At 61.0% G+C, this 25,382-nt stretch carries 18 protein-coding genes; 11 read left to right on the forward strand and 7 right to left on the reverse strand.

From position 1 onward, the window contains the following. Nucleotides 1–153: 153 nt before the first annotated feature. The 5 genes from asnS (at nucleotide 154) to trxA (ending at nucleotide 6,503) form a co-directional block, all read left to right on the forward strand. Nucleotides 154–1,548 carry an asparagine--tRNA ligase gene (asnS, locus tag KJS28_RS08295; RefSeq protein WP_213540523.1) on the forward strand — a complete coding sequence of 465 codons (1,395 nt, stop codon included), beginning with the start codon at nucleotides 154–156 and terminating at the stop codon, nucleotides 1,546–1,548. 977 nt (nucleotides 1,549–2,525) lie between these two features. Beyond that, a complete protein-coding gene (locus KJS28_RS08300; protein WP_213540524.1) occupies nucleotides 2,526–3,401 on the forward strand; it encodes a 2-oxo acid dehydrogenase subunit E2 in 876 nt (291 codons plus the stop codon). Further along, nucleotides 3,394–5,319, forward strand: a complete 1,926-nt coding sequence (locus KJS28_RS08305; RefSeq protein ID WP_213540525.1) for an AMP-binding protein — start codon at nucleotides 3,394–3,396, stop codon at nucleotides 5,317–5,319. The genes KJS28_RS08300 and KJS28_RS08305 overlap by 8 nt, the downstream gene beginning before the upstream one ends. Nucleotides 5,320–5,352: 33 nt before the next feature. Next, nucleotides 5,353–6,024, forward strand: coding sequence for a helix-turn-helix transcriptional regulator (locus tag KJS28_RS08310; RefSeq protein WP_021858403.1), 672 nt, complete (start codon nucleotides 5,353–5,355; stop codon nucleotides 6,022–6,024). Between the two features lie 170 nt (nucleotides 6,025–6,194). After that, nucleotides 6,195–6,503 carry a thioredoxin gene (trxA, locus tag KJS28_RS08315; RefSeq protein WP_213540526.1) on the forward strand — a complete coding sequence of 103 codons (309 nt, stop codon included), beginning with the start codon at nucleotides 6,195–6,197 and terminating at the stop codon, nucleotides 6,501–6,503. A gap of 45 nt (nucleotides 6,504–6,548) precedes the next feature. Here trxA and KJS28_RS08320 read toward each other — a convergent pair whose 3' ends face one another. Beyond that, a complete protein-coding gene (locus KJS28_RS08320) occupies nucleotides 6,549–7,133 on the reverse strand; it encodes a hydrolase (protein WP_213540527.1) in 585 nt (194 codons plus the stop codon). Between the two features lie 54 nt (nucleotides 7,134–7,187). Beyond that, nucleotides 7,188–7,820: a ferritin-like domain-containing protein gene (locus KJS28_RS08325; protein ID WP_213540528.1), complete on the reverse strand. Its 633-nt coding sequence runs from the start codon at nucleotides 7,818–7,820 to the stop codon at nucleotides 7,188–7,190. Between the two features lie 169 nt (nucleotides 7,821–7,989). Here KJS28_RS08325 and KJS28_RS08330 point away from each other — a divergent pair, with 169 nt between their 5' ends. Both KJS28_RS08330 and KJS28_RS08335 read left to right on the forward strand, forming a co-directional pair. Then, the gene (locus KJS28_RS08330; RefSeq protein WP_213540529.1) at nucleotides 7,990–8,730 is read left to right on the forward strand and encodes an ABC transporter ATP-binding protein; all 741 of its coding nucleotides are present in this window, start codon (nucleotides 7,990–7,992) and stop codon (nucleotides 8,728–8,730) included. Then, nucleotides 8,730–9,656 carry a SufB/SufD family protein gene (locus KJS28_RS08335; protein ID WP_407701759.1) on the forward strand — a complete coding sequence of 309 codons (927 nt, stop codon included), beginning with the start codon at nucleotides 8,730–8,732 and terminating at the stop codon, nucleotides 9,654–9,656. The genes KJS28_RS08330 and KJS28_RS08335 overlap by 1 nt, the downstream gene beginning before the upstream one ends. 93 nt (nucleotides 9,657–9,749) lie before the next feature. Here KJS28_RS08335 and KJS28_RS08340 read toward each other — a convergent pair whose 3' ends face one another. Then, nucleotides 9,750–11,129, reverse strand: coding sequence for a citrate synthase (locus tag KJS28_RS08340; protein ID WP_213540531.1), 1,380 nt, complete (start codon nucleotides 11,127–11,129; stop codon nucleotides 9,750–9,752). Nucleotides 11,130–11,391: 262 nt separating this feature from the next. Between KJS28_RS08340 and KJS28_RS08345 the strand changes: the two genes are divergently transcribed. Continuing rightward, a complete protein-coding gene (locus KJS28_RS08345; RefSeq protein WP_213540532.1) occupies nucleotides 11,392–13,638 on the forward strand; it encodes a hydratase in 2,247 nt (748 codons plus the stop codon). Between the two features lie 5 nt (nucleotides 13,639–13,643). After that, the gene (locus KJS28_RS08350; protein WP_213540533.1) at nucleotides 13,644–14,864 is read left to right on the forward strand and encodes an NADP-dependent isocitrate dehydrogenase; all 1,221 of its coding nucleotides are present in this window, start codon (nucleotides 13,644–13,646) and stop codon (nucleotides 14,862–14,864) included. Nucleotides 14,865–15,131: 267 nt separating this feature from the next. Here KJS28_RS08350 and KJS28_RS08355 read toward each other — a convergent pair whose 3' ends face one another. Continuing rightward, on the reverse strand, nucleotides 15,132–16,877 hold the full coding sequence (locus KJS28_RS08355; RefSeq protein ID WP_213540534.1) for a Na/Pi cotransporter family protein: 1,746 nt from the start codon (nucleotides 16,875–16,877) through the stop codon (nucleotides 15,132–15,134). A gap of 309 nt (nucleotides 16,878–17,186) precedes the next feature. Between KJS28_RS08355 and KJS28_RS08360 the strand changes: the two genes are divergently transcribed. Together KJS28_RS08360 and KJS28_RS12490 are read left to right on the forward strand one after the other, a co-directional pair. Continuing rightward, on the forward strand, nucleotides 17,187–18,617 hold the full coding sequence (locus KJS28_RS08360; protein WP_213540535.1) for an NCS2 family permease: 1,431 nt from the start codon (nucleotides 17,187–17,189) through the stop codon (nucleotides 18,615–18,617). 35 nt (nucleotides 18,618–18,652) lie between these two features. Then, nucleotides 18,653–19,945 carry a threonine/serine exporter family protein gene (locus KJS28_RS12490; protein ID WP_228298359.1) on the forward strand — a complete coding sequence of 431 codons (1,293 nt, stop codon included), beginning with the start codon at nucleotides 18,653–18,655 and terminating at the stop codon, nucleotides 19,943–19,945. 48 nt (nucleotides 19,946–19,993) lie between these two features. Here the strand turns inward: KJS28_RS12490 and KJS28_RS08370 are convergent, their stop codons facing one another. From KJS28_RS08370 to KJS28_RS08380, 3 genes are all read right to left on the reverse strand, one after another. Then, nucleotides 19,994–23,416: a pyruvate carboxylase gene (locus tag KJS28_RS08370; RefSeq protein WP_213540536.1), complete on the reverse strand. Its 3,423-nt coding sequence runs from the start codon at nucleotides 23,414–23,416 to the stop codon at nucleotides 19,994–19,996. A 425-nt stretch (nucleotides 23,417–23,841) separates the two neighbouring features. Then, nucleotides 23,842–24,540, reverse strand: coding sequence for an ABC transporter ATP-binding protein (locus KJS28_RS08375; protein WP_213540537.1), 699 nt, complete (start codon nucleotides 24,538–24,540; stop codon nucleotides 23,842–23,844). Next, on the reverse strand, nucleotides 24,527–25,336 hold the full coding sequence (locus KJS28_RS08380; protein ID WP_407701760.1) for an ABC transporter ATP-binding protein: 810 nt from the start codon (nucleotides 25,334–25,336) through the stop codon (nucleotides 24,527–24,529). The genes KJS28_RS08375 and KJS28_RS08380 overlap by 14 nt, the downstream gene beginning before the upstream one ends. Nucleotides 25,337–25,382: the final 46 nt, after the last annotated feature.

The raw sequence follows: 25,382 nt of genomic DNA on the forward strand, positions 1-25,382 counted from the left end.
TATGCTTATTATACCATGTGTTCCCGCCGTGTCAAGTCCTTTTCCATAGGCGGAAAAACTTTTTTTGCTCCCGATGGGGCGGGCTCTTGCAAAAGTGGCGACGGGCGGTTATAATCTACGTTATACCGATTTTAGTGCAAGGAGGAACGCACGATGGAGCGAATGAAGATCGCTGCCCTTTTTGCCGACCAGGAACAGCTGGACGGCAAGGAAGTCACCGTGTGCGGCTGGGCCCGCACCATCCGGGATATGAAAACCTTTGGGTTCATCGAGCTCAATGACGGCTCCTGCTTCAAGAATTTGCAGGTGGTCATGTCCGCTGATGAGCTGAATAATTATAAGGAGATCGCCGGGCAGAACGTGGGCGCCGCTCTCATCGTCCGTGGCGCCGTGGTGCTGACGCCGGAGGCCAAGCAGCCTCTGGAGGTAAAGGCCTCCTCCATCGAGGTGGAGGGCAAGTCCACCCCGGACTATCCTCTGCAAAAAAAGCGCCACAGCGTGGAGTTCCTGCGGACCATCCAGCATCTGCGGCCCCGCACCAACCTGTTCTCCGCTACCTTCCGGGTCCGCAGCGTAGCAGCCTACGCCATCCACGAGTTCTTCCAGAGCCGTGGCTTCGTATATGTCCACACTCCCATCATCACCGGCTCCGACTGCGAAGGCGCCGGCGAGATGTTTCAGGTGACGACGCTGGATCTCAACGACGTTCCCCGGACCGAAGACGGGCAGGTGGATTACAGCAAGGACTTCTTCGGCAAAAAGACCAGCCTCACCGTGTCCGGCCAGCTGAATGCCGAGAACTTCGCCATGGCCTTTGGTGACGTGTATACCTTCGGTCCCACCTTCCGGGCGGAGAATTCCAACACCCAGCGCCACGCCGCCGAGTTCTGGATGATCGAGCCGGAGATGGCCTTTACCGATCTGGCGGGGGATATGGATGTGGCCGAGGCCATGATCAAGCACATCATCCGCCGGGTGCTGGAGCGCTGCCCCGACGAGATCAACTTCTTCAACAGCTTCGTGGATAAGGGGCTCAAGGAGCGTCTGACCCACGTGATGACCTCCGACTTCGGCCGGGTCAGCTATACCGAGGCGGTGGAGATCCTGAAGCAGCACAATGACCAGTTCGACTTCAAGGTAGACTGGGGTACCGACCTCCAGACGGAGCACGAGCGGTTCCTGACGGAGCAGGTGTTCAAGCGCCCGGTGTTCGTCACCGACTATCCCGCCGAGATCAAGGCCTTTTATATGCGGATGAATGATGACGGCAAGACGGTGGCGGCGGCGGACTGTCTGGTCCCCGGCATTGGTGAGATCATCGGCGGCAGCCAGCGCGAGGAGCGACTGGAGGTGCTGGAGGAGCGCATCCGCCAGCTGGGCATGAACCCGGAGGACTACTGGTGGTACTGCGATCTGCGGCGCTACGGCTCCTGCAAGCACGCAGGCTTCGGTCTGGGCTTCGAGCGGATGGTGATGTACCTGACAGGTGTCAGCAACATCCGGGACGTGGAGCTGCATCCCCGCACCGTGGGCAATGCGGAGTTCTGATGCACTTCCGGGCTTTTGACGGCAATACAAAGCTTTTGCCGTTCCAATAAAAGAGCTGCATCGAGGGCGCTGGCGCAAGCCGGCGCCCCTTTTTTCTTTTGACTCCAATGGATCACTCTTCCCAGCAGTTTTTCTTTTTTTGTCTTGTCTCCGACGGGTGACTTTCTGCCAATAGCAGCAGAAAGTCACCAAAGAACGCCAGCAGAAACCCATGGTTTCTGCACTTCCTTCGTCATTTGCAAGAGTTGCTACCTAAAATTTGCCGAAGCAGGGAATTGGTCTGCTTCTACTCACGCTGCCGCTGCATTGGGAGGTTGAAGAAGCTTGCTATTCTATCGTGGGGCACGGATTGCCACATCAAGAAAGTAGAAGGTAATTGGGGCCGCTGGAAGTTCTCTCATAAGATAATTCTGTCATTCCGAGCCGGGGCGTAGACCCGGCGTGGGAATCCGTACTCAAAACCATAGACCCACACGCTCCTTCGCCTGAGTGGGAGCGGCAGCGGGTCTGTTGCTGAGTCAGTTCCCGCTACGGCCCATAACGAACGGTAGTTCTTGAAGGTAAAGGGAGTCCAGAGACCATTGGTCTCTGGCGGCGCTTTTTGCATACTTTTTGTCGCTGTTGACAAAAAGTATGCCGCCGGAGGCAATAAAAGAAAAAGCTACTGGGAACAGTGGGCCGCCGGAGGTAAAAGCCTGTGAAAGTCCCCTTCCCACATCATAGGCGCTATTTGGCCCTTCCGGCATATGGCAGCTGATATTTCAGTAGGAAGACACTTTGTATTGCAAAATTGTACACATTTCTCTCTTCTCGGCGGCCCCCCTCTCCCCCGTCTGCGAAAAATGCAAAAAAAAGTGGCATTTCTCTGGGCAGTCTGTTATAATAGCTTATTATGGAGTTAAATTGTTACTGGCCGCATCTAATATGCAGCACAACATAAACTTGTAAAAACAGATATTTCATAATAGGAGAAGCCAATGGAAACACAGAAAAAGCGCCGGGGCGACCGCAAGGACGGCCGCCTGATGCGGGAGCTGGACTCCCTGCACTACGTCACCGGCATCCTCTACCCCAACCGATGCGACAACGAGGCCTACATCTCCCAGCGCATCGACCTGACCAACATGAACGCCTATATCGCCAAGAAGAATGAGACGGAGACGGAGTTTCCCTATACCATGTTCCACTTGGTGCTGGCAGCCCTGATGAAAACCATCACCCTGCGCCCCAAGCTGAACCGCTTCATCGTCAACAGCAACTTCTATCAGCGCAACGAGGTATCCGCCTCCTTCGTGGTGAAGAAGCAGTTCTCCGATAAGGGCGCCGAGGCGCTGGCCTTCCTGCACTGCAAGGACGAGTACACGCTCTCCGACATCCACGACTACATCCGCCGTCAGGTGACGGAGTGCCGGTCGGACAAGGTAGACCCCTCCACTGGAGCCATGGATATCCTCAACAGGATCCCCCGCTTCGTCAGCAAGGCCGCCATCCACCTCCTCATGTGGCTGGATAAGCACGGCTGGGTGCCGGCGGACATCATTGCCACGGACCCCTATTACAGCTCCGTGGTCATCTCCAATCTGGGCTCCATCAAGCTCAAGTGCGGCTATCACCACCTGACCAACTGGGGTACCTGCTCCCTGTTCTGCATCATCGGGGAGAAGGCCGTGCGGCCCATCTACGCCCCGGACGGCACCATGACCATGAAGGAGACGCTGGATCTGGGTCTCACCATTGACGAGCGTTTGGCGGACGGCTATTACTATTCCAAGTCCGTCCGGCTGCTGAAGCATCTGCTGGAGCACCCGGAGGAGCTGGAGAAACCTATGAAGGAGGAAGTTATCTATGAGTGAGACGGTACAGATCAAGACCCCGTGGCTGGCATCCAAGGATCCCGAGGTGCCCTCTACCCTGAACTACTCCACCCTGTCCATGTGCGGCCGGGTCGAGGAGATGGTACGTCAGTACCCCAATTACATCGCCTATGAGTTCATGGGCAAAACCACCACCTACGCCGAGATGTGGCAGAAGATCAACGCCTGTGCCAAGAGCCTGAAGGCCATCGGCATCCGGGAAGGCGACAAGGTCACCATCTGTATGCCCAACGCCCCTCAGACCCTGTGTATGTTCTACGCCGTGAACATGGTGGGCGCCATCGCCAACATGGTCCACCCTCTGTCCGCCGAGAGCGAGATCTCCTTCTATCTGCGGGACTCCAACTCCGTGGCGGCCATCACGCTGGATCAGTTCTACCCCAAGTTTGAAAGCGTCCGCAAGACGGTAGATCTGCCCTGCCTCATCGTCACCTCCGTGGCCGATGAGCTCAAGCCCCTGCTGCGGGTGGGCTATCAGCTCACCGAGGGCCGCAAGAACCCCAAGGTCCCCCGTGGCCCCGGCGTGGTGCTGTGGAAGGATTTCCTTAAGCGTGGCGAGCACGTGGAGATCTACCGCATCAAGCGCAAGGACACCGATCCCGCTGCCATCCTCTACTCCGGCGGCACCACCGGCGTCACCAAGGGCATCCTGCTCTCCAACCGCAACTTTAACGCTCTGGCCGCCCAGATCGTGGCCACCAACCCCTTCTTCCATCCGGGTCACAAGATGCTGGCCATCATGCCCATGTTCCACGGCTTCGGACTGGGCGTGTCCATCCACTCCATGGTGGCCAACGGCGGTCACTGCATCCTGATCCCCCGCTTCACCCCTCAGAGCTACGCCGAGCTCATCAAAAAGCACAAGCCCAATCTCATCGCCGGCGTCCCCTCCCTGTTCGAGGCGCTGCTGCGGGTCAAGGAGATCGAAGGCGCCGACCTCAGCTGCCTGAAGGGTGTGTTCTCCGGCGGTGACAGTCTGTCCATTGAGCTGAAGAAGCGCTTTGACAAGTTCCTCCACGACCACGGCGCCACCGTCAGCGTCCGGGAGGGCTACGGCACCACCGAGTGCGTCACCGCCAGCTGCCTGACCCCCATCCACAAGCAGAAGGAGGGCTCCATCGGCATCCCCTTCCCGGACACCTATTACAAGATCGTCAAGCCCGGCACTCAGGAGGAGGTCCCCTACGGTGAGGAGGGCGAGATCTGCCTGTCCGGCCCCACCGTGATGCTGGAGTACGTCAACCATCCGGAGGAGACGGCCCAGACCAAGCAGACCCACGCCGACGGCCTTACCTGGATCCACACCGGCGACCTGGGCATGATGGACGAGGAGGGCTTTATCTACTTCCGTCAGCGCATCAAGCGCATGATCGTCACCAACGGCTACAACGTCTATCCCTCCCAGTTGGAGAATATTCTGGATGGCCACGACTACGTCCACCTCAGCTGCGTCATCGGCGTCAAGGACCCCATCAAGATGCAGCGGGTCAAGGCATTCGTGGTGCTCAAGCCCGGCTATCAGCCCACGGAGGCCTGCAAGAAGGAGCTGCTGGACTACTGCCGCAAGCACATCGCCAAGTACGCCATGCCCTCCGACATCGAGTTCCGTGAGGAGCTGCCCAAGACACTGGTGGGCAAGGTGGCCTACCGTGTGCTGGAGGAGGAAGAGAACGCCAAGCAGGCTCAGAAGGCCGTAGAGGACGCTAAGCGTGCCGAGGAGGATGCCAAGCGGGCCGAGGCGGCGAAGGCTGAGAAGCTCAGTGCCGCCAAGAAGCCTGCGGCCAAAAAGCCCGCCCCTAAGAAGCCCGCTCACCCCACGGCCAAGCCCGAGCCCGCCAAGCAGGCTCAGAAGGCCGACACCCCTCATGACGGCCAGAACAACGACATCAAAGAATAGTCGCTCCCATGGCGGGGAGCGCAGGAGGTTCCTATGGACAGAGAGATGAAACGCCACTACACCCTACTGGTAGACTTTTTGGGTAAAATTTTGGGGCCGGACTACGAGGTGGCCCTGCATGAGCTGCTGGATGACTCCAATGAGATCATTGCCATCGCCAACGGCGAACTGACGGGACGGCATTTAGGCTCCCCCCTCAGCAACAAGATGCTGGAATTCCTGACCAGCCGCCTCTATGAGACGCAGGACTACGTGCTGCGGTTTGAAAGCACCTCCGTCACCGGAAAGAAGCTGTGCTCCAACTCCCTGTTCATCAAGGATCCCCACGGCCGTCTGGTGGGCCTGCTGTGCATCAACTTTGACAGCAGCCGCTACCGGGAGCTGTCCGCCCGTGTCATGGACCTGTGCGGCAGCCTGCTGACCCCCGGCGCCCCCAGCGGCACCCACCTCATCGTGGAAAACGACGAGCACACCTATCCCTCCTCCATCGCCGGCGCCACTGCCAGCATCGTCTCCTCCGTCATTGCGGACTATCCCGTGCCGGTGGACCGTCTGACGCAGGACGAGAAGATGGAGATCATGGATGCGCTGAACCGCAAGGGCGTGTTCCTGCTGAAGGGCTCCGTGAGCCATGTGGCACGGGAGCTCCACAGCTCCGAGGCCAGCATCTACCGCTATCTGGGCAAGCTCAACAACAAGGACTAACCGTAAAAATCGGGAGGGACGGCTGCGCCGTCCCTCCCGAAAATTTCCCCTTCGCCGCATTTCCCCCTATTTCCGGGAAATTCTTCCGTCACTGTTGCAAATATCACGGTTATTTGGCAGCAGGTGTGGTATACTACCGGCAAATAGAAATAGAAAAGGAGATCTTAACTATGGCCATCGTACACGCAAACGCACAGACCTTCCCGCAGGAAGTGCTTCAGTCCAACGAAACGGTGCTGGTGGATTTTTGGGCCGCCTGGTGCGGTCCCTGCAAGATGCTGGCCCCCATTCTGGAGGAGCTGGACGGCGTGGCTCCCTGCAAGATCGTGAAGGTAGATGTGGATGAAAACCGCTCACTGGCCCTTCAGTACGCCGTGGCCAGCATCCCCACGCTGCTGGTGTTCCGCAATGGTCAGCTGGTGAACCGCTCCGTGGGTCTTATCTCCAGGGAGGACGTGCTGAAGCTGGTGCAGGCGTAAGCTTTTTAACGAAAAATGTGCGGGGCTTTTGCCCCGCACATTTTCTCACAGCTTCTCCATCTCATGGGCCACCTGCTCCTCACAGGAGCGCATGGCCTCCAGCGTCCGCTCCAGCAGCATATCCAGTTCCCAGCCCAGACGCTCCGCCCCTTGGGCGATGACGTCACGGGAGCACCCGGCGGCGAACTTCTTGTCCTTGTACTTCTTTTTCAGGCTCTTCAGCTCCATATCCTGACAGCTGCGGCTGGGCCGCATCAACGCCGCTGCCCCGATCAGGCCCGTCAGCTCATCTGCTGCAAACAGCACCTTCTCCATCTCATGCTCCGGAGCCACGTCGCAGCACAGGCCGCAGCCGTGGCTGCACACGGCGTGGATGATGTCCTCGCCGCAGCCTGCCTCCCGCAGCAGCTCCGGTGCCTTTTGGCAGTGCTCCTCCGGCCAGCGTTCAAAGTCGATGTCGTGGAGCAAGCCCACAATGCCCCAGAATTCGGCATCGTCGCCGTAGCCCAACTCCTTGGCATACCACTGCATGACCCCCTCCACCGTCAGGGCGTGCTGCAGGTGGAACGGCTCCTGATTATACCTCCGCAGGGCGGCCCACGCCGCCTCCCGGCTGATGTGCTCTCTCATGGGAAATCCTCCTTTGTTGCTGATGTTTTCCATAGGATAGCACCATCCGCCGGACTATGCAAGCACCATCTGCTCCAACAGGCTCAGCAGCTGCCGGGCATGGCGATATTCCGCCGCCGACAGCTCCTCCCATATCTCCCGCAGACACACGTCCTCCGTGACCTCTGCCGCCTGTGCATAGCGCAGCCCGCCGCAGGTCTCGGCGTGATACCGGGTCCGCAGCACCTCCCGCCACGGCAGACGCTCCACCCGTCCCCCCTGCAAGCGGGGCTGATAGCAGCAGCCCGTCACCAGATAGTACACCCCCATGAGACGGCGGGCGTGGCTTCCCTCCTCCCCTGCCAGCTGCCGCAGCAGGCGGCGGGCAGCCACATTAGGGGCGCAGGCGGCATAGGCCAGATAGGCCCTCCGGTCCGCCAGCTCATCCTCGATGAAGTCCTGAATGAGCCGGATGCTGCCCATGGCCCTGCCTGCAAGGCAGCACCCGCTCTCCGCCGGTGCCGCCGGTATCTCCGGTGCAGCAGGCACCGCCGCAGCCCCCGTCCTCTCCGGAATATCCCCTGCCCCCGGTTCCCTCGATGGCTCCCGACAGGCGGCCCGCACCTCCGGGTACGGGTCCAGCTCCGGCGATACCCGCTGCCAGATGCGGTCGCAGCGCTGCGGGTCCATGTGCTCCATCTTCTCCATATGCAGCCCCCCTTTTTCTCGCATTATTCTATGCTCCGGCGGGAAAAAACGTCCCTGTCCATTGCTTTTTCCCGAAAACTCTGCTAAAATGTATATTTTGTAAGGCTTTTTGTGTCCTATCCCGTCCCTTTCGACGGGGTCCAATATACTCCAAAGGAGGAATCGTTCCATGCTGGAACTGAAACACATCAGTTACCGGGTGTCCACCCCCGACGGGGAGCAGGACATCCTCAAGGACATCAGCATCACCATTCCCGATGAGAAGCTGGTGGTCTTTACCGGCCCCAACGGCGGCGGCAAGACCACCATGGCCAAGGTCATCATGGGGCTGGCGGAGCCCACATCGGGCCAGATCCTGTATAATGGGCAGGATATCACCCACCTCTCCATCACGGAGCGGGCCAGACTGGGCATCAGCTACGGCTTCCAGCAGCCCCCCCGCTTCAAGGGCATCACCGTCCATGACCTGCTGCTTCTGGCGGCAGGCAAGGAAACGCTCACCAAGGACCAGTGCTGCCAGTACCTGACCCGTGTGGGCCTGTGCGCCAACGACTATCTGGAGCGTGAGGTGGATGTGTCCCTCTCCGGCGGCGAGGTCAAGCGCATCGAGATCGCCACCATTCTGGCCCGGCAGGGCAGCCTCATGATCTTCGACGAGCCGGAGGCCGGCATCGACCTGTGGAGCTTCGCCCGCCTGACGGAGACCTTCGAGCAGATCCACCGGCAGCACCGGGCCACCATGATCATCATCTCCCATCAGGAGCGCATCATCCGTCTGGCGGACGAGATCGTGGTCATCTCCGGCGGGCAGATCGCCCACCGGGGCAATACGGAGGAGATCTTCCCCCTGATTTTGGCGGACACCCTGGGCGGCTGTCCCGTACTGGAGCACAAGGAGGTGCAGCTATGATCACCGAGATCGACGCCAGCCTGCTGGAAAAGATCGCAGACCTCACCGGCAAGCCCGTGGGGGCCTTCAACATCCGCAAGGACATGGGCTGCGAGGCCCGTCAGTCCACGGAGCATATCGCCATCGACCCCCGTGCCGACGGCAAGCCCGGTATCGACATCCACTTCAAGGAGGGTACCAAGGGAGAGACCTGCCACATCCCCGTCATCATCAGCCAGACGGGCATGAGCGACATGGTGTATAACGACTTTTATGTAGCCGACGACTGCGACGTCACCATCGTGGCGGGCTGCGGCATCCACAACTCCGGCTGCGACGAGAGCCGCCACGACGGCATCCACACCTTCCACATCGGCAAGAACTGCCGCGTGCGCTACACGGAGAAGCACTACGGCGAGGACGCCAAGGGCGAGACCGGCAAGAACATCATGAACCCCCAGACCATTGTCTATCTGGGGGAGAACTCCACCATGCAGATGGACACCATCCAGATCCGGGGCATCGACTCCACCCTGCGGGACACCCAATTCTACTGTGAGGCCGGCAGTGAGGTGGTGGTGACGGAGCGCCTGCTGACCCACGGGGCCCAGACCGCCGAAAGTGACATGACCATCCAGCTCAACGGCGAGGGGGCCAAGGGCCGTGTCATCTCCCGCTCTGTAGCGCAGGATACCTCCCGTCAGGTGTTCCACCCGGTGATGGTGGGCAACAGCCAGTGCTTCGGCCATGTGCAGTGCGACTCCATCATCATGGGGCAGGCCCACATCGAGTCCATCCCCGCCATCACCGCCAACTGTCCGGACGCCCAGCTGATCCATGAGGCCGCCATCGGCAAGATCGCCGGGGACCAGCTGCTGAAGCTGGAGACACTGGGTCTTTCCCCGGAGGAAGCGGAGGAGACCATCCTCAAGGGCTTTCTGGCATAAACGAATCGTATATTTTTGCCGCAATTCTACCATTTGTTATCATTTTTCTCATAAAGCTCCCCCTCCTGCATCGGCAGGAGGGGGAGCTTTCACTTACAGGTCAAATTCCTTGATGCGGGAGGTACGCTCCTCCATGGGGACGTAGTGGCCCCGGATGGTGACGGCCCGGTAGGCCGGCCGCATGATGCGGTGGCCGGTGATGACCTCCTCCATGCGGTTGGCACACCAGCCTGCAATACGGGCGGAGGCGAACAGCGGCGTGAACACATCCTCCGGGATGTCCAGCATGGTATACACCAGCCCGGAGTACATATCCACGTTGGCGCACATGGGCGTATCGCTGTGACGCCGCTCCTGCACCAGCGGGATGCCCAGCTCCTCCACCTTCTGCAGTAGGTCGAACTCCGCCTCGTAGCCCTTGATCTGGGCCATATGCCGGGCGTACTTCTTCAGCAGCACCGCACGGGGATCCGACATGGTGTACACAGCGTGGCCCAATCCATAGAGCTTGCCGGAGCGATCCCCGGCCTCCCCGTCCAGCAGACGCACCAGATAGTCCCGGATGGATCCGTCGTCGTGGGGATCCACATTCTCCTGAATGTAGTGGAACATCTCCATGACCTTGGCGTTGGCGCCGCCGTGGAGCGGCCCCTTCAGGGAGCCCACCGCTCCGGCGATGGCGCTGTAAGTATCCGTACCGCTGGAGGACAGCGCCCGGCACACGAAGGTGGAGTTGTTGCCGCCGCCATGCTCGGCATGGAGCATCAGCATCATATCCAGCAGATGGGCCTCCTCCTCGGTATAGCTTTTGTCCGGACGGATCATCCGCAGGAAGTTCTCCGCCGTGCTGAGTCCCTCCTCCGGGTAGTGGATATGCAGGGACTCGCCGCCGAAATGGTGGCGCTTGACGGCGTAGGCATTGGCCACGATGGAGGGAAAATACCCGATAAGCTCCACCGACTGGCGCAGCAGATTGTCCACCGACAGATCGTCCGGATCCGGGTCGTAGGAGTACAGCGACAGGATGCTGCGGCCCAGTTCATTCATGATGTTGCCGCTGGTGCGCCGCATGATCATCCCCTCGGTGAAGCCCTCCGGCAGCTTTCTGGCCCGGTTCATGATCTCATTGAAGTGCCGCAGCTCCCCCTGCGAGGGCAGATATCCCATCAGCAGCAGATACGCTACCTCCTCGAACCCGAAGGTTCCCTCCGCCCGGTGGGCCTCCACAATGTCGTTAAGCTCGATGCCCCGGTAGTAGAGTCTTCCGGGAATGGGGATGCGCTGGCCGTCCTGCAACAGATAGCCCTGCACGCTGCCCACCTTGGTGACGCCCACCATCACACCGGTGCCGTCGCTATTGCGCAGGCCCCGCTTGATCTCGCCGTGGTAATACTCCTCCCCGATATGATACTCCTCCCGGATCTGACGGCTCAGTGACCCGGTGTACTCCTGAATGACGCCGTTTTCCTTCATCCCCTGCTCCTTTCCCCGTCGGCCTGCTGCCCCGGTGACTGTGATTTTCCCGTATTGTATCTCATTTTCCTCCATTTTGCAAGAAAAACTTTTGTAACTTTCAAAATATCTATGCACAACCTATTTATATTAGATTATCTCCGGTCTGCTCACGGAAAAATTGCAAGAATTTCATTTTATTCATTCATTTTCTCTTGCATCCTGGCTTTTTTGTGTTATACTGTATCCAACAAAACCATCATCCGAAAAGGGGTGCTTACCGATGATCCAACTGCACAGCGGCAGCGTCATGCTGCAGGGCGGCGTACCCGCACCGATCCCCGCCGCCGGCAGCGGCCGGGATAAGACCATGGCCTATCAGATCCTCCGCCGTCACCACCGGGGGCCGTGGGAGGGCCAGCTTCACCTGACCTTCGATAGTCTCATCTCCCACGACATCACCTATGTGGGTATCATTCAGACCGCCAAGGCCAGCGGCCTGCGGGAGTTCCCGGTGCCTTACGTTCTCACCAACTGCCACAACAGTCTCTGCGCCGTGGGCGGCACCATCAACGAGGACGACCACGCCTTCGGCCTGTCTGCCGCCGTGAAGTACGGCGGAAACTACGTCCCCGCCAATCAGGCGGTGATCCACCAGTATGCGCGGGAGATGATGGCCGGCTGCGGCCGCATGATCCTCGGCTCCGACAGCCACACCCGTTACGGCGCTCTGGGTACCATGGGCGTGGGCGAGGGCGGCCCGGAGATCGTGAAGCAGCTGCTACGCAACACCTATGACATCGCCGCCCCGCAGGTGGTGCTGGTGTGGCTCACCGGCACACCGCCCCACGGCGTGGGTCCCCACGACGTGGCCATCGCCCTGTGCGGGGCCGTGTATGGAAACGGCTTCGCCAAAAACAAAATTCTGGAGTTTGCCGGTCCCGGCGTGGCTCATCTGCCTATGGATTACCGCATCGGCATCGACGTAATGACCACGGAGACGGCGTGCCTGTCCTCCATCTGGCAGACGGACGATGCCGTGGCGGAGTACCTGACCATCCACGGACGGCCGGAGGCCTATACCCGGCTGGCCCCGGAGGAGGGTGCCTGCTACGACGCCATGATCTCCATAGACCTCTCCCGGCTGGAGCCCATGGCCGCCCTCCCCTTCCACCCCTCCGAGGCGGTGACGCTGCGGGAGCTGCTCCACGATCCCGGCGATTATCTGCGTCAGGTGGAGCAGCGGGCGGCGGAGCAGTTCGGCGGCAAGGCCACCCTCTCCCTCACCGACCAAGTGGTGGACGGCAAGCTGGTGGTGCAGCAGGGGATCATCGCCGGGTGCGCCGGCGGAATGTATGACAACATTGCCGAGGCCGCCGCCATTCTCTCCGGCGGTGACGTGGGCTGCGGCCCCTTCTCTCTGTCGGTGTATCCCCCCTCCATCCCGGTAAATCTGGAGCTGATGCAAAACGGCGTGCAGCAGGCGCTGCTGGAGGCCGGAGTCCTCTTCAAGCCCTGCTTCTGTGGCCCCTGCTTCGGAGCCGGGGATGTCCCTGCCAACAACGCCCTGTCCGTGCGTCACACCACCCGCAACTTCCCCAGCCGGGAGGGCTCTAAGCCCGGCGACGGCCAGTTGTCCGGGGTGCTGCTGATGGACGCCCGCTCCATCGCCGCCACGGCCCGGAACCACGGCGTGGTCACCTCCGCCGCCGAGGTGGACTATCCCGCCCCGGCCCCGGTGCGCCGCACCTTCGACGGCGGGGTCTATGGCCGCCGGGTGTACTTCGGCTATGGCAAGGCCCGACCGGAGGCCCCCCTCCACTACGGTCCCAACATTGCCGAGTGGCCCGCCATCCCGCCGCTGGGGGAGGAGCTGCTGCTGCAGGTGGCCTCCGTACTGCGGGATCCCGTCACCACCACCGATGAGCTGATCCCCTCCGGCGAGACCTCCTCCTACCGCTCCAATCCCCTGAAGCTGGCGTCCTTCGCCCTGTCCCGCCGGGACCCGGACTACGTTCCCCGTGCCAGAGCCACTCAGGCACTGGAGGAGGCCCGCCGCAGCGGCGCCATACCCCCGGAGCTGCAAAGCGTGCAGAAGGCCCTCTCCATTCCCGACATGGGCCGGGTGCAGATCGGCTCGGTGCTGTTTGCCAACAAGCCCGGTGACGGCTCGGCACGGGAGCAGGCCGCCTCCTGCCAGCGGGTGCTGGGGGGCTGCGCCAACCTCTGCTACGAGTTTGCCACCAAGCGCTATCGCTCCAACTGCGTCAACTGGGGAATGCTGCCCTTCACGCTGGCGGAAGGAACGGATTTCCCCGGCTGCCCCGGTGACTTCCTCTATGTGCCGCAGGTGCGGGAAAAGGTGACCCGTGGCGATGAGGAGTTCCCCGCCCTGCTGCTGACGGACAGCGGCATCCACGCCCTGACACTTTATCTGAAAAATACCACCGCCGAGGAGCGGGAGCTGCTGCTCACCGGCTGTCTCATGAACCACTATGCGGCCCAAAATGCCGCCGAAAACCGGAGGTGAACCCCATGGAAAAAATCAAAATGCCCCACCCCATTGCGGAGCTGGACGGCGACGAAATGACCCATGTGCTTTGGGGGAAGATCAAAGAGCAGCTGATCCTGCCCTTTGTGGAGCTGAACACGGAGTACTACGATCTGGGCCTGCCCAACCGGGAGCGGACAGCGGATCAGGTGACACGGGATGCGGCGGAGGCCATCCGCCGCCTGCACATCGGCGTCAAGTGCGCCACCATCACCCCCAACCTCCAGCGACAGGAGGAGTACGGCCTGAGCCAACTGTGGAAGTCCCCCAACGCCACCATCCGGGCGGCGCTGGACGGCACGGTGTTCCGGGCTCCCATCCTCATTTCACGGGTCAAGCCCGTGGTGACCAGCTGGAAAAAGCCCGTCACCATCGCCCGCCACGCCTACGGTGATCTGTATAAGGCCGTGGAATACCGGGTCCCCGGCAAGGGAAAGGCGGAGCTGGTCTTCACCGATGAAAACGGCGTGGAGACCTCCCGCCAGACGGTGTATCAGTTCAGCGGCCCCGGCGTGGTGCAGGCCATGCACAACCGGGACGATTCCATTCTCTCCTTTGCCCGGTGCTGCTTCTCCTACGGGCTCTCCGTGGGACAGGACGTGTGGTTTTCCAGCAAGGATACCATCTCCAAGGACTACGACCAGACCTTCAAGCTGCTGTTTCAGAAGGTGTACGACGAGGAGTACCGGACGGCCTTTGAGAAGGCGGGTCTCACCTATCGCTACGCCCTCATCGACGACGTGGCGGCCAAGGTCATCCGCTCCCCCGGCGGCATCATCTGGGCCTGTAAAAACTACGACGGCGACGTCATGAGCGACCTCATCGCCGCCGCCTCCGGCTCTCTGCCCATGATGACCAGTGTGCTGGTCTCCCCGGACGGCAACTTTGAATATGAGGCCGCCCACGGCACCGTCACCGATCATTTCTATCGCTGGCGTCGTGGGGAGAAGGTCTCCACCAATCCGCTGGCTACCATGGTGGCTTGGGCCGGCGCCCTCCGCAAACGGGGCGAATGGGACAAAAACCAGCGCTTAGTGGACTATTCTGACTGTCTGAATCAGGCTGGACTGGACGTGTTTGAGGAGGGGTATCTGTCTGAGGATCTGGCTGCCCTCTGTGACCCTGCCGACCTGAAGGAGATGCCGGATAATGACCGTCTGCTCTCCCTCATCCGTCAGCGGCTGGAGGTTCTGCTGGCCCAGTGACCGGTCAGTCATTTTCGCTCTCGCAATTCCGTTAGCCGCTTACTTTCCTTCCGCCGGATGGCACGGCGGTGCATCCCCATCCGGTCGGTGCATCGCCATTCGGCTCCCGCTCAGCGGCCACCTGGCATCTCCGTTCCTTCTGATGGTGGTGCGTCATGCTGCTTTGCACAGCGTTTTATCCATTATATTGCGCTTTTCCCTCAAGATATAAAACAAAACAGGCCATGTGTCCTATGGACACATGGCCTGTTTTGTTTTACCGCCCACCTATTTCACGGCGTATTTTCTGGCGTATTCCCGGAAGCGGCGGTCATATTCCTCGTTGTTCAGCTTGCCGCTGCGCAGCGTCTCATGGATGTTCAGATTGTGCTGGGACATATCGATAACGCTGCCGGCGATGTTGGAGCAGTGGTCGGAGGTGCGCTCCAGATCTGTCAGCAGGTCTGCCCACACGAAGCCCGCCTCAATGCTGCACTTGCCCTCCCGCATCCGCAGGATGTGACGGGTACGCAGCTGCTCCTTCAGCAGATCCACCACCTGCTCCAGCGGCTCCACAGCGGCCGCCGCCTGTGCATCCCCCCGGCGGAAGGCATCCGCCGAACGGTCCAGGATCTCCGCCACGGCGGCGTCCAGCACCTTCAGGTCCGCCTGAGCGGCCTCGCTGAGAGTCAGCCCCTTGCTTTGCAGCTCCTCGGCAGATTCCACGATGTTCACAGCGTGGTCGGCAATGCGCTCGAAGTCCCCAATGACCTTCAGCAGCTCCGTGGCGTTCTCACTGTCCGCCGCCGTCAGGGTCTGGCTGCTGAGCTTCACCAGATAGGTCCCCAGAATGTCCTCATAGTGATCCGTGGCCTCCTCGTCGGCCCGCACCTGCTCCGCCAGTGCCGGGGTATAGTCCGTCACCGCCAGCAGACTGCCGCGCAGGGCCTGCACGGCGCGGTCCGCCATCTTCATGGCCACCTCACGGCACTGGCCCAGCGCCAGAGCCGGGGAGGCCAGCAGACGCTCATCCAGCTCCGTCTCGTGCTCCGGAGCCGGGGCGTCGTGGATGACCCGCAGAGCCAGCTTCTCCAGCAGCGGGGCCATGGGCATGAGGATGGCCACGCACAGCAGGTTGAAGGCGGTGTGGATCACGGCGATGCCCGGCAGGGTGGCCGCCTCTCCCAGAATGGCCGGGGCAAAGATGGCCCGAACGATGGAATAGGCCGTCAGCAGCACCACAGAGCCGATCACATTGAAGGACAGGTGGACAAAGGCAGCACGCTTGGCGTTCTTATTGGCCCCCACAGAGGACAGCAGCGCCGTAACGCAGGTGCCGATGTTCTGGCCCATGATGATGGGAATGGCGGCGCCATAACTCACCTGACCGGTGACGGCCAGCGCCTGCAGAATCCCCACGGAGGCGGAGCTGGACTGGATGATGGCCGTCAGCACCGCACCGGCCAGCAGGCCCAGCGCCGGATTTTGGAAGGTGATGAACAGCTGCCGGAAGGCCGGCACATCCGCCAAACCTCCCACGGCGGAGGACATGGTCTCCATGCCGAACATCAGCGTGGCAAAGCCCAGCAGCACCGTGCCGGTGTCTTTTTTCTTATTGTCCTTGCAGAACGTGAAGAAGATGATACCCACCAGCGCCAGCACCGGCGTAAAGGAGGTGGGCTTCAGGAGCCGCACCCATATACTGTCGCCGCTGATGCCGCCCAGACTCAGCAGCCATGCCGTCACCGTGGTGCCGACGTTGGCCCCCATGATGACGTTGATGGCCTGCCGCAGGGTCATGAGACCGGAGTTGACGAAGCCCACCACCATCACCGTGGTGGCCGAGGAGCTCTGGATCACCGCCGTGACGCCAAGGCCCGTGAAAAAGCCCGCCAGACGGCCGGTGGTCATCTTGCCCAGCAGGGAACGCAGGCGGCCCCCGGCCCGGCGCTCCAGCGCCTGTCCCATCAGCGTCATGCCGAACAGGAACAGACACAGCCCTCCCAGCATGGTCAATACATCAAAAATACTCATAAGCGTTTTCCTCTCCGCCGCCACCGGGCGGCACCTTTTTTTACACAGTTTTTCCCAAATACTCTATCTAATCAGTACTTTACCGGCGGCAGATAAAATCCAAAAGCGGAGTTTTGTAAAATCCATGTAAAATCTTACCCGGTGGAGGGCGTCGGGACAGCAGGCGGGGAAGCTCGACGAAAAAGCAGGATTTATGTCTCATATGTGGAAAAAATCACGTCTACCCCCTTGCGTACTTTTTGCGGATGCTGTATCATGTAGAATGTCCGGGAATCGGCCGGACAAAATAATAAAAGAGGAGAGAAAACAATGGAACGTATCTTCCACCTGAAGGAGAACGGCACGACTGTGAAAACAGAGATCCTGGCCGGTCTCACCACGTTCATGACGATGGCCTACATCATCGCCCTGAACCCCAATCTGCTCACCGGCTTCCAGACCGGGACGCCCCTGTGGAACGGCGTATTTCTCGCCACCTGCATCGCCTCCGCCATCGGCACGGTGTGCATGGCCTTTCTGGCCAACAAGCCCTTTGTCATGGCTCCCGGCATGGGCCTGAACAGCTTCTTCGCCGTGGTGGCGGGCAACGTGGCCGCCCTGCTGAACACCGACTACACCAGCGCCTTCCAGGCGGTACTGTGCATCATCCTGGTGGAGGGCATCGTGTTCCTGCTGCTGAGCGTGTTCAACATCCGTGATAAGATCGTCCACGCCATCCCTCTGGGCGTGCGGCTGGGTATCGGCCCCGCCATCGGCCTGATGCTGATGAACATCGGCGTTGGCTCCAACGTGGGCGTTTATGCCGAGGGCAACGGCTACACCGATCCCTTCTATGTCATGCGTGACTTCTTCGGCGCCATGACCCCCAGCGTCATCAAGGATCACATGGGCGCCGAGTACAGCACCATGGTCCTGACCGTCATCACCATGTTCGTGGGTCTGTTCGTCATCATCCTGCTGGCCAAGAAGGGCATCAAGGCCGCCGTGCTGGTGGGTATGCTGGCTTCCTCCGTGATCTACTGGGCCGGTGAGGCCATCTTCCTGCACGTGAACCCCTTCGCCTCCCTGCAGGGTGCCTCCTTTGTGCCTCCCTTCCACGACATGGCTGCCACCACCCTGTTTAAGTTCGACTTCAGCGACTTCTTCCGCATCGGCTGGTTCACCGCCATCACTCTGGTCATCACCTTCTGCATGATCGATATGTTCGACACCATCGGCACGCTGGTGGGTACCGCCTCCCGTGCCGGTATGACCGACAAGGACGGCAATATGCCCAACATGAAGGAGGCCCTGACCTCTGACGCCATCGGCACCGTGGCCGGCGCCTGCTGCGGTACCTCCACCGTCACCACCTTCGTGGAGTCCGCCTCCGGCGTGGAGGCCGGCGGCCGCACCGGTCTGACGGCTCTCACCACCGCCGTGATGTTCCTGGCCTGCATCTTCATCGCCCCCATCGCCGCCATCATCCCCGCTGCGGCCACCTCCTCCGCTCTGATCTATGTGGGCATCCTGATGCTGCAGGGCCTGAAGAACGTGGACTTCAACGATCTGGATCAGATCGTCCCCGTGTTCATCATGCTCATCGCCATGCCTATCTCCGGCTCTATCGGCCACGGCATCGGTCTGGCCATGATCTCCTACACCATCATCAAGGTGTTCTCCGGCAAGGCCAAGGACGTGTCCGTCCTGACCTATGTCATCGCCGCCCTGTTCATTGTGAAGTTCTTCGCAGTGGTGTAAGGCGAGCTATCCCCAATTAGGAGGAAATACGCCGTATGGATTATTATCTTCTGACGGATCTGGCTGCACAGGTGGGACACGGTCTCGCCATCAGCGGCGCAGAGACCTTTCGGGTGGAGGATACCATACGGCGTATTCTTCTTGCCTACGGCATCGAGTGTGAGGTATTCGCCATCCCCAACTGCCTGACCATCAGCTTTGAGGCCGCCAACGGCAAGCCCCTGACCATCATGAAGCGCATCGGCTTCCACGGCAACGATCTGGATGCGGTGGAGCAGTTCAATGCCCTGAGCCGCCGCATCTGCCGGGAGACCCCGGAGGTGGAGGTAGCGGTGCAGTGGCTGGAGGAGACGCAGGCCGCCTGTCGGAAATATTCGCTGCCGGCATACTATCTGGGCCACTATCTGGGGGCCTTTGGCTATTGCTTTGTCTTTGGCGGCACCCTGCGGGACAGCCTGTGGGCGGGTCTGTTGGGGCTGATCATCGGCCTTGTCAACGGGTTTTTGAACCGACTGGAGGTGAACCCCTTCTTTCGCACCATCGCCGCCTCCTTCTTCATGGCGGCTCCGGCATATCTGGTGGCCAGTCTGGGGTGGATGGATTCCGTGGACTCTTCTATCATCGGCGCACTGATGATCCTGGTGCCGGGGCTGCTCATCACCAACTCCATGCGGGATATCATCTACGGCGATACCAACTCCGGTATCAACCGCATCGTGCAGGTGCTGCTGTCGGCCTTCGCCATTGCACTGGGTACGGCGGCGGCGTGGCGCATCACCTCCGGGCTGTACGGCCTGCCGGTAAGCACCGGTGTGGTGCATCCCTTCTGGGTACAGGGTCTGGCGGTGCTGGTGGGCTGCGTGGGCTTCGCCATCCTCTTCAACGTACACGGCGGCGGAATGTGGCTGTGTACGCTGGGCGGCGTGGCCACGTGGATGGTATACCTGCTGGCGCAGCAGCTGGGCTATGGTGTTTACAGCATGAACTTCTTCGCCACACTGGTAGCGGCCCTCTATGCTGAGACTATGGCCCGTATCCGGAAGTATCCGGTGACGTCGTATCTGGTGGTGTCCACCTTCCCGCTGCTGCCGGGGGGCGGGCATTTACTATACCATGAGCCTGGGGCTGGCGGGAGACTTCCATGCGGCGCTGGCCAAGGGATTGGAGACAGCGGGCATCGCCGGGTGTCTGGCGGTGGGGATCCTGCTGGTGTCCACCCTATTCCGCCTGCCGGCGGAGTGGAAACGTCGGCACGGCAAGAATTAAGTGCCAAGCCCCCATATACCAAGAAACAAGGACTGCGGACATTGTCCGCAGTCCTTGTTTGATTGAGGGGATGGTTTTCTGTTAGGCGTATGATTTGCAGGGTGAGGGCATCAGTCCAGCAGCATCAACAGCTCCTTGGCCTTGACGGCCTGCCCCTCCTTCACCCGGATCTCCCGGACCTTGCCGGCGGTGCGGGCGGTAACGGCCGTCTCCATCTTCATAGCCTCGATGGTCATGAGTACCTGATTCTCCTCCACGGTGTCGCCGGGCTGCACGTGGAGCTTGGACACCATGCCGGGGATGGAGGCCCCCACCTGACGGGGGTCGCTCTCGTCGGCCTGCACCACCTGACGGGTCTTTTCCGAAGCGTTGGGGTCACGGACCGCCACCTCACGGCGCATCCCGTTCAACTCGAACTGAACGTTGATGGTGCCATCGTCGTTGTGATCGCCCAGCCCCAGATACTTGATGACCAGTGTCTTGCCGTCCTCGATGTTGATCTTGTTGGTCTCGCCCAGCGCCATGCCGTTGAAGAACACATGGCTGCCCATACGGGTGATATAGCCGTACTCCTTGCGGTGGCGGCAGAAGTCCTCATATACCTTGGGGTACATGGCGTAGGAGATCAGGTCCTTGCGCTCCGGGTCGTTCCGGAACTTCCGTACCTCCTGCTCCAGCCGGTCAAAGTCCACCGGCGGCAGCAGCTTGCCGGGACGGCAGGTGATGGGCTCCTCGCCCTTCAGGACCACCTTCTGCAGATCCTCCGGGAAGCCCCATGCGGGCTGGCCCATCATGCCCTTGAAGTAGGACACCACGGAATCCGGGAAAGCCAGTGCCTTGCCCCGCTCCACGATATTCTCCGGGGTCAGGTCGTTCTGCACCATGAAGATGGCCAGATCGCCCACCACCTTGGAGGAGGGCGTCACCTTCACCGGGTCGCCCAGCATATCGTTGACGGTCTTGTACATCTCCTTGACCTCCTCAAAGCGGTCGCCCAGACCCAGCGACTCCACCTGGGGCCGCAGGTTGGTGTACTGACCGCCGGGGATCTCGTAGCGGTAGATGTCGGTGGTAGAGGTTTTCAGGCCGTGGTCGAAGCTCTCATACCGCAGGCGCACATCTGCCCAGTAGTTGGACAGCTCCTGCACCCGCCGCAGGTCCAGCCCGGTGTCCCGCTCCGTTCCCTGCAGGGCGGCCACCAGCGCATCCAACGAGGGCTGGCTGGTGAGACCCGCCAGCGGGGCGCAGGCGGCATCCACCACATCCACACCGGCCTCGGCGGCCATCAGCAGGGCCGCCACCTGATTGCCGGTGGTGTCGTGGGTATGCAGGTGGATGGGGATGCCGATCTCCTGCTTCAGGGTGGACACCAGCTTCTTGGCGGCGTAGGGCTTCAGCAGGCCGGACATATCCTTAATGGCCAGCATATGGGCGCCACGGCGTTCCAGCTCCTTGGCAAGGTCCACATAGTATTTCAGGGTGTACTTATCCTTGGTGGGGTCCAGAATGTCGCCGGTATAGCACATGGTGGCCTCCAGCAGCTTATTCTGGTTCAGCACCTCGTCCATGGCCACCTCCATGCTGGGGATCCAGTTCAGAGAGTCGAACACACGGAACACGTCGATGCCCCGCTCCGCCGCCTCCTTGATAAAGCTGCGGACCAGATTGTCGGGATAGTTGGCATAGCCCACCAGATTGGAGCCACGCAGCAGCATCTGGAAGGGGATGTTGGGGATCTTCTCCCGCAGCAGCCGCAGCCGCTCCCATGGGGACTCGTGGAGGAAGCGGTAGGCCACGTCGAAGGTGGCGCCGCCCCACATCTCCAGTGAGAAGCAGTCCCGCAGGATATCCGCCACACCGTCGGCGCCCTTCACCATGTCACGGGTACGCATCCGGGTGGCCAGCAGGCTCTGGTGGGCGTCCCGCATGGTGGTGTCGGTGAGCAGCAGCTTCTTCTGCTCCAGCACCCACTGGCTCACGGCCTTGGGGCCCTTTTCATCCAGCAGCTGCTTCAGGCCGGGGCCCAGCGGGGCCTGAGGCTGGGGGAAGCGGGGGGTGTCATACTGATGGCGCTCGGCGTTGGGATTGGCCACCTGGATCTCGGCGATGTACCGCAGGACACGGGTGGCCCGGTCACGGGAGTCCACGATATCAAACAGCTCCGGCGTCTCGTCGATGAACTTGGTATGGCAGCGGCCCGCCACGAAATCCGGATGGGCCAGAATGTTGGTGACGAAGGGGATGTTGGTCTTGACGCCCCGCACCCGTACCTCGTTGATGGCACGGGCCGCCTTGCGGCAGGCGGCGGGAAAATTATGATCCCAACTGGTGACCTTCACCAGCAGCGAGTCGTAGTAGGGGGAGATAACGGTACCCACGTCGGCATTGCCGCCGTCCAGACGGACACCGAATCCGCCGGAGGAGGCGTAGGCCGTGATCTTGCCGTTGTCCGGGGCAAAGTTGTTGGCGGGGTCCTCGGTGGTCACACGGCACTGGATGGCGTAGCCGTCGATGTGGACATCCTCCTGCCGGCTCAGGCCGATCTCCGGGTGACTCAGGGGATACCCGGCGGCAATGAGGATCTGACTTCGGACGATATCCACGCCGGTGACCATCTCCGTCACCGTATGCTCCACCTGAATCCGGGGGTTCATCTCGATGAAGTAGTAGCCGCCGTTCTTATCCACCAGAAACTCCACCGTACCGGCGCTGACGTACCCCACCGAGCGGGCAATTTTCACGGCATCCCGGCGCAGCGCCTCCACCGTCTCCTGCGGGACGGACCATGCCGGGGCGAACTCCACCACCTTCTGATACCGCCGCTGGAGAGAGCAGTCCCGCTCGCCCAGATGATAGACGTTGCCGTGCTGGTCCGCCAGGATCTGCACCTCAATGTGCTTGGGCTCCACCAGATACTTCTCCATGAAAATATCGCCGCAGCCGAAGGCCTTCTCCGCCTCGCTGTGGACCAGCTCATAGGCGGTGCGGACCTCCTCCGGGCTGTCGCAGCGGCGCATCCCACGACCGCCACCGCCGGCAGCAGCCTTCAAAATCACCGGAAAGCCGAAGGATACCGCCTTCTCCACGGCGTCCTCTGCGTCCCGCAGAGGCTCCGTACAGCCGGGGATGATGGGAACACCACAGGAGATAGCGATCTCCTTGGCGCTAAGCTTATCGCCCATCTGCCCCAGCACCTTGGAGGATGGCCCGATGAACAGGATGCCGTTTTCCTCACAGGCTCTGGCAAAGTCGGCATTCTCCGACAGGAAGCCGTATCCGGGATGGATGGCGGTAACACCACGGCGCTTGGCTAAACCAATAATGCCGGGAATATCCAGATACGCCCCCAGCGGGGATTTCTTCTCCCCCACCAGATACGCCTCGTCCGCCTTGGTGCGGAACAGCGAATAGGTGTCCTCATTGGAGTAGATGGCCACCGTGTGGATGCCCAGATCGTGGCAGGCACGGAAAATGCGGATGGCAATTTCGCCACGGTTGGCCACCAGCACCTTTTGGATTTCTTTGGTCTGCATGACCCATCGCCCCTTTCTGTCTCGTGGACATTTGTTTGTACATATTATATCATAGACCTTCCCCGCCTTGCAGAGGGCAAACAGCACAAATCGCCTTTTTGTTCACTCTCACAAGGCCGCCGGGGATTTTCTCCGCAAATTTGGAAGCTTTTCCCCTTCCGCCTGCGGTCGGCATCAAGAAGCCGTATCAAAAGCTCCCTCCGGCGCTTTCACGGTATCTCCCAGCCCCGTTTTTCCGGCGGAACGTTCGGAATGAATCGTACCGCCGGGTCGGCTTTTTGCACAAACGCTCTCCTTCACCGCATCTCCCCAAGGCCCTCAAACGCCATCAACGCCGCATCCCGAACCGGGGTGCGGCGTTGATGGTAAATAAAGGAAGAAGGAAAGAGTAGCAAATTCAGCGCCCCATCGGCGGGGGCGGCGGCTCAGCCGCCCAGATATGCCTTCTTGATGGAGTCGGACTCCGCCAGCTCATGGCCGGTGCCGGAGAGTGCGATCTTTCCGGATTCCAGCACATAGGCCCGGTCCGCCACCTGCAAGGCCATTTCGGCGTTCTGTTCCACCAGCAGGATGGTGGTGCCGGACTGGTGCAGCTCCCGGATGATAGCGAAGATCTGTCCCACCAGAATGGGGGCAAGGCCCATGGAGGGCTCGTCCAGCATCAGCAGCTTGGGGTGGCTGATCAGCGCCCGGCCCATAGCCAGCATCTGCTGCTCGCCGCCGGAGAGCGTCCCCGCCACCTGATCCCGCCGCTCTTGCAGGCGGGGGAAGCGGGTGAAGATATCCTTCAGCTCCTCACGGGTGGGCTTTTTGTGGAGGTAGGCCCCCATCTCCAGGTTCTCCAGCACCGTCATCTGCTGGAAGATACGGCGGCCCTCCGGCACGTGGGCCAGCCCCTTATATACCAGATTGTGGCTGGGGGTGTGGGTAATGTCCTCCCCCAGAAACTCGATGCTGCCGGTACGGGAGTGCATCATGCCGGAGACGGTTTTCAGGGTGGTGGATTTTCCGGCGCCGTTGGCGCCGATCAGGGCCACCACCTCGCCGGGGCGCACCTCGAAGGAGACGTTCTTCAGTGCATGGATCTTGCCGTAGTAGACGTTGATATCCTTAACCTTCAGCATCGTCCTTGGCTCCTTTCTTCCCCAGATACGCCTCGATGACGGTGGGATTGGCTTTGATGTCGGCAGGGCTGCCCTTGGCGATGACCTTGCCGTAGTTCAGCACGCAGATGCCCTCGCAGATACCCATGACCAGATTCATGTCGTGCTCGATGAGCAGAATGGCGATCTGGAAGGTATCCCGGATGCGGCGGATGTTCTCCATCAGCTCCGCCGTCTCGGAAGGGTTCATGCCCGCCGCCGGCTCGTCCAACAGCAGCAGCAATGGCCCGGAGGCCAGCGCCCGGACGATCTCCAGACGGCGCTGTGCGCCGTAGGGCAGGCTCCCCGCCTGTGCATGAGCCAGATCCGCCATGCCGAAGAAGTCCAACATCTCCAGCGCCGTGGCCTCCGCCTGACGCTCCGCCTTGCGGTAGCCGAAGCCGTGGGTCACGGCGGCCAGCAGGTTCTCCCGGACGCTATTGTGCATCCCCACCTTCACATTGTCGATGACGCTCATATCGTTGTACAGCCGGATATTCTGGAAGGTACGGGCGATGCCCATGCGGCTGACCTGATGGGTGGACTTGCCCGCCGTTGGCATCCCATTGATGAGGATGCTGCCCCGGGTGGGCTGATAGACGCTGGTGAGGAGGTTAAAGACCGTGGTCTTTCCGGCTCCGTTGGGGCCGATCAGCCCGGCGATCTCCGTGCGGCCGATGGTGAGAGTGAAGTCATCCACGGCGGTCAGACCGCCGAAATCGATGCCCAGTCGGCCGGCCTCCAACACAGGGGCATAGCGGACGTCACGCTCCGGCACCAGCGAGCGGCTGGGGTACGGAACCAGCGGCGAATCCGGCAGCCGA

The organism is Vescimonas coprocola (genome assembly GCF_018408575.1).
Taxonomy (GTDB): domain Bacteria; phylum Bacillota; class Clostridia; order Oscillospirales; family Oscillospiraceae; genus Vescimonas; species Vescimonas coprocola.

Bases quoted from the DNA above. Each gene is read 5' to 3' on its own strand.
- asnS (WP_213540523.1), top strand. From the start codon at position 154: ATGGAGCGAATGAAGATCGCTGCCCTTTTTGCCGACCAGGAACAGCTG.
- KJS28_RS08300 (WP_213540524.1), top strand. From the start codon at position 2,526: ATGGAAACACAGAAAAAGCGCCGGGGCGACCGCAAGGACGGCCGCCTG.
- KJS28_RS08305 (WP_213540525.1), top strand. From the start codon at position 3,394: ATGAGTGAGACGGTACAGATCAAGACCCCGTGGCTGGCATCCAAGGAT.
- KJS28_RS08310 (WP_021858403.1), top strand. From the start codon at position 5,353: ATGGACAGAGAGATGAAACGCCACTACACCCTACTGGTAGACTTTTTG.
- trxA (WP_213540526.1), top strand. From the start codon at position 6,195: ATGGCCATCGTACACGCAAACGCACAGACCTTCCCGCAGGAAGTGCTT.
- KJS28_RS08320 (WP_213540527.1), bottom strand. From the start codon at position 7,133: ATGAGAGAGCACATCAGCCGGGAGGCGGCGTGGGCCGCCCTGCGGAGG.
- KJS28_RS08325 (WP_213540528.1), bottom strand. From the start codon at position 7,820: ATGGAGAAGATGGAGCACATGGACCCGCAGCGCTGCGACCGCATCTGG.
- KJS28_RS08330 (WP_213540529.1), top strand. From the start codon at position 7,990: ATGCTGGAACTGAAACACATCAGTTACCGGGTGTCCACCCCCGACGGG.
- KJS28_RS08340 (WP_213540531.1), bottom strand. From the start codon at position 11,129: ATGAAGGAAAACGGCGTCATTCAGGAGTACACCGGGTCACTGAGCCGT.
- KJS28_RS08345 (WP_213540532.1), top strand. From the start codon at position 11,392: ATGATCCAACTGCACAGCGGCAGCGTCATGCTGCAGGGCGGCGTACCC.
- KJS28_RS08350 (WP_213540533.1), top strand. From the start codon at position 13,644: ATGGAAAAAATCAAAATGCCCCACCCCATTGCGGAGCTGGACGGCGAC.
- KJS28_RS08355 (WP_213540534.1), bottom strand. From the start codon at position 16,877: ATGAGTATTTTTGATGTATTGACCATGCTGGGAGGGCTGTGTCTGTTC.
- KJS28_RS08360 (WP_213540535.1), top strand. From the start codon at position 17,187: ATGGAACGTATCTTCCACCTGAAGGAGAACGGCACGACTGTGAAAACA.
- KJS28_RS12490 (WP_228298359.1), top strand. From the start codon at position 18,653: ATGGATTATTATCTTCTGACGGATCTGGCTGCACAGGTGGGACACGGT.
- KJS28_RS08370 (WP_213540536.1), bottom strand. From the start codon at position 23,416: ATGCAGACCAAAGAAATCCAAAAGGTGCTGGTGGCCAACCGTGGCGAA.
- KJS28_RS08375 (WP_213540537.1), bottom strand. From the start codon at position 24,540: ATGCTGAAGGTTAAGGATATCAACGTCTACTACGGCAAGATCCATGCA.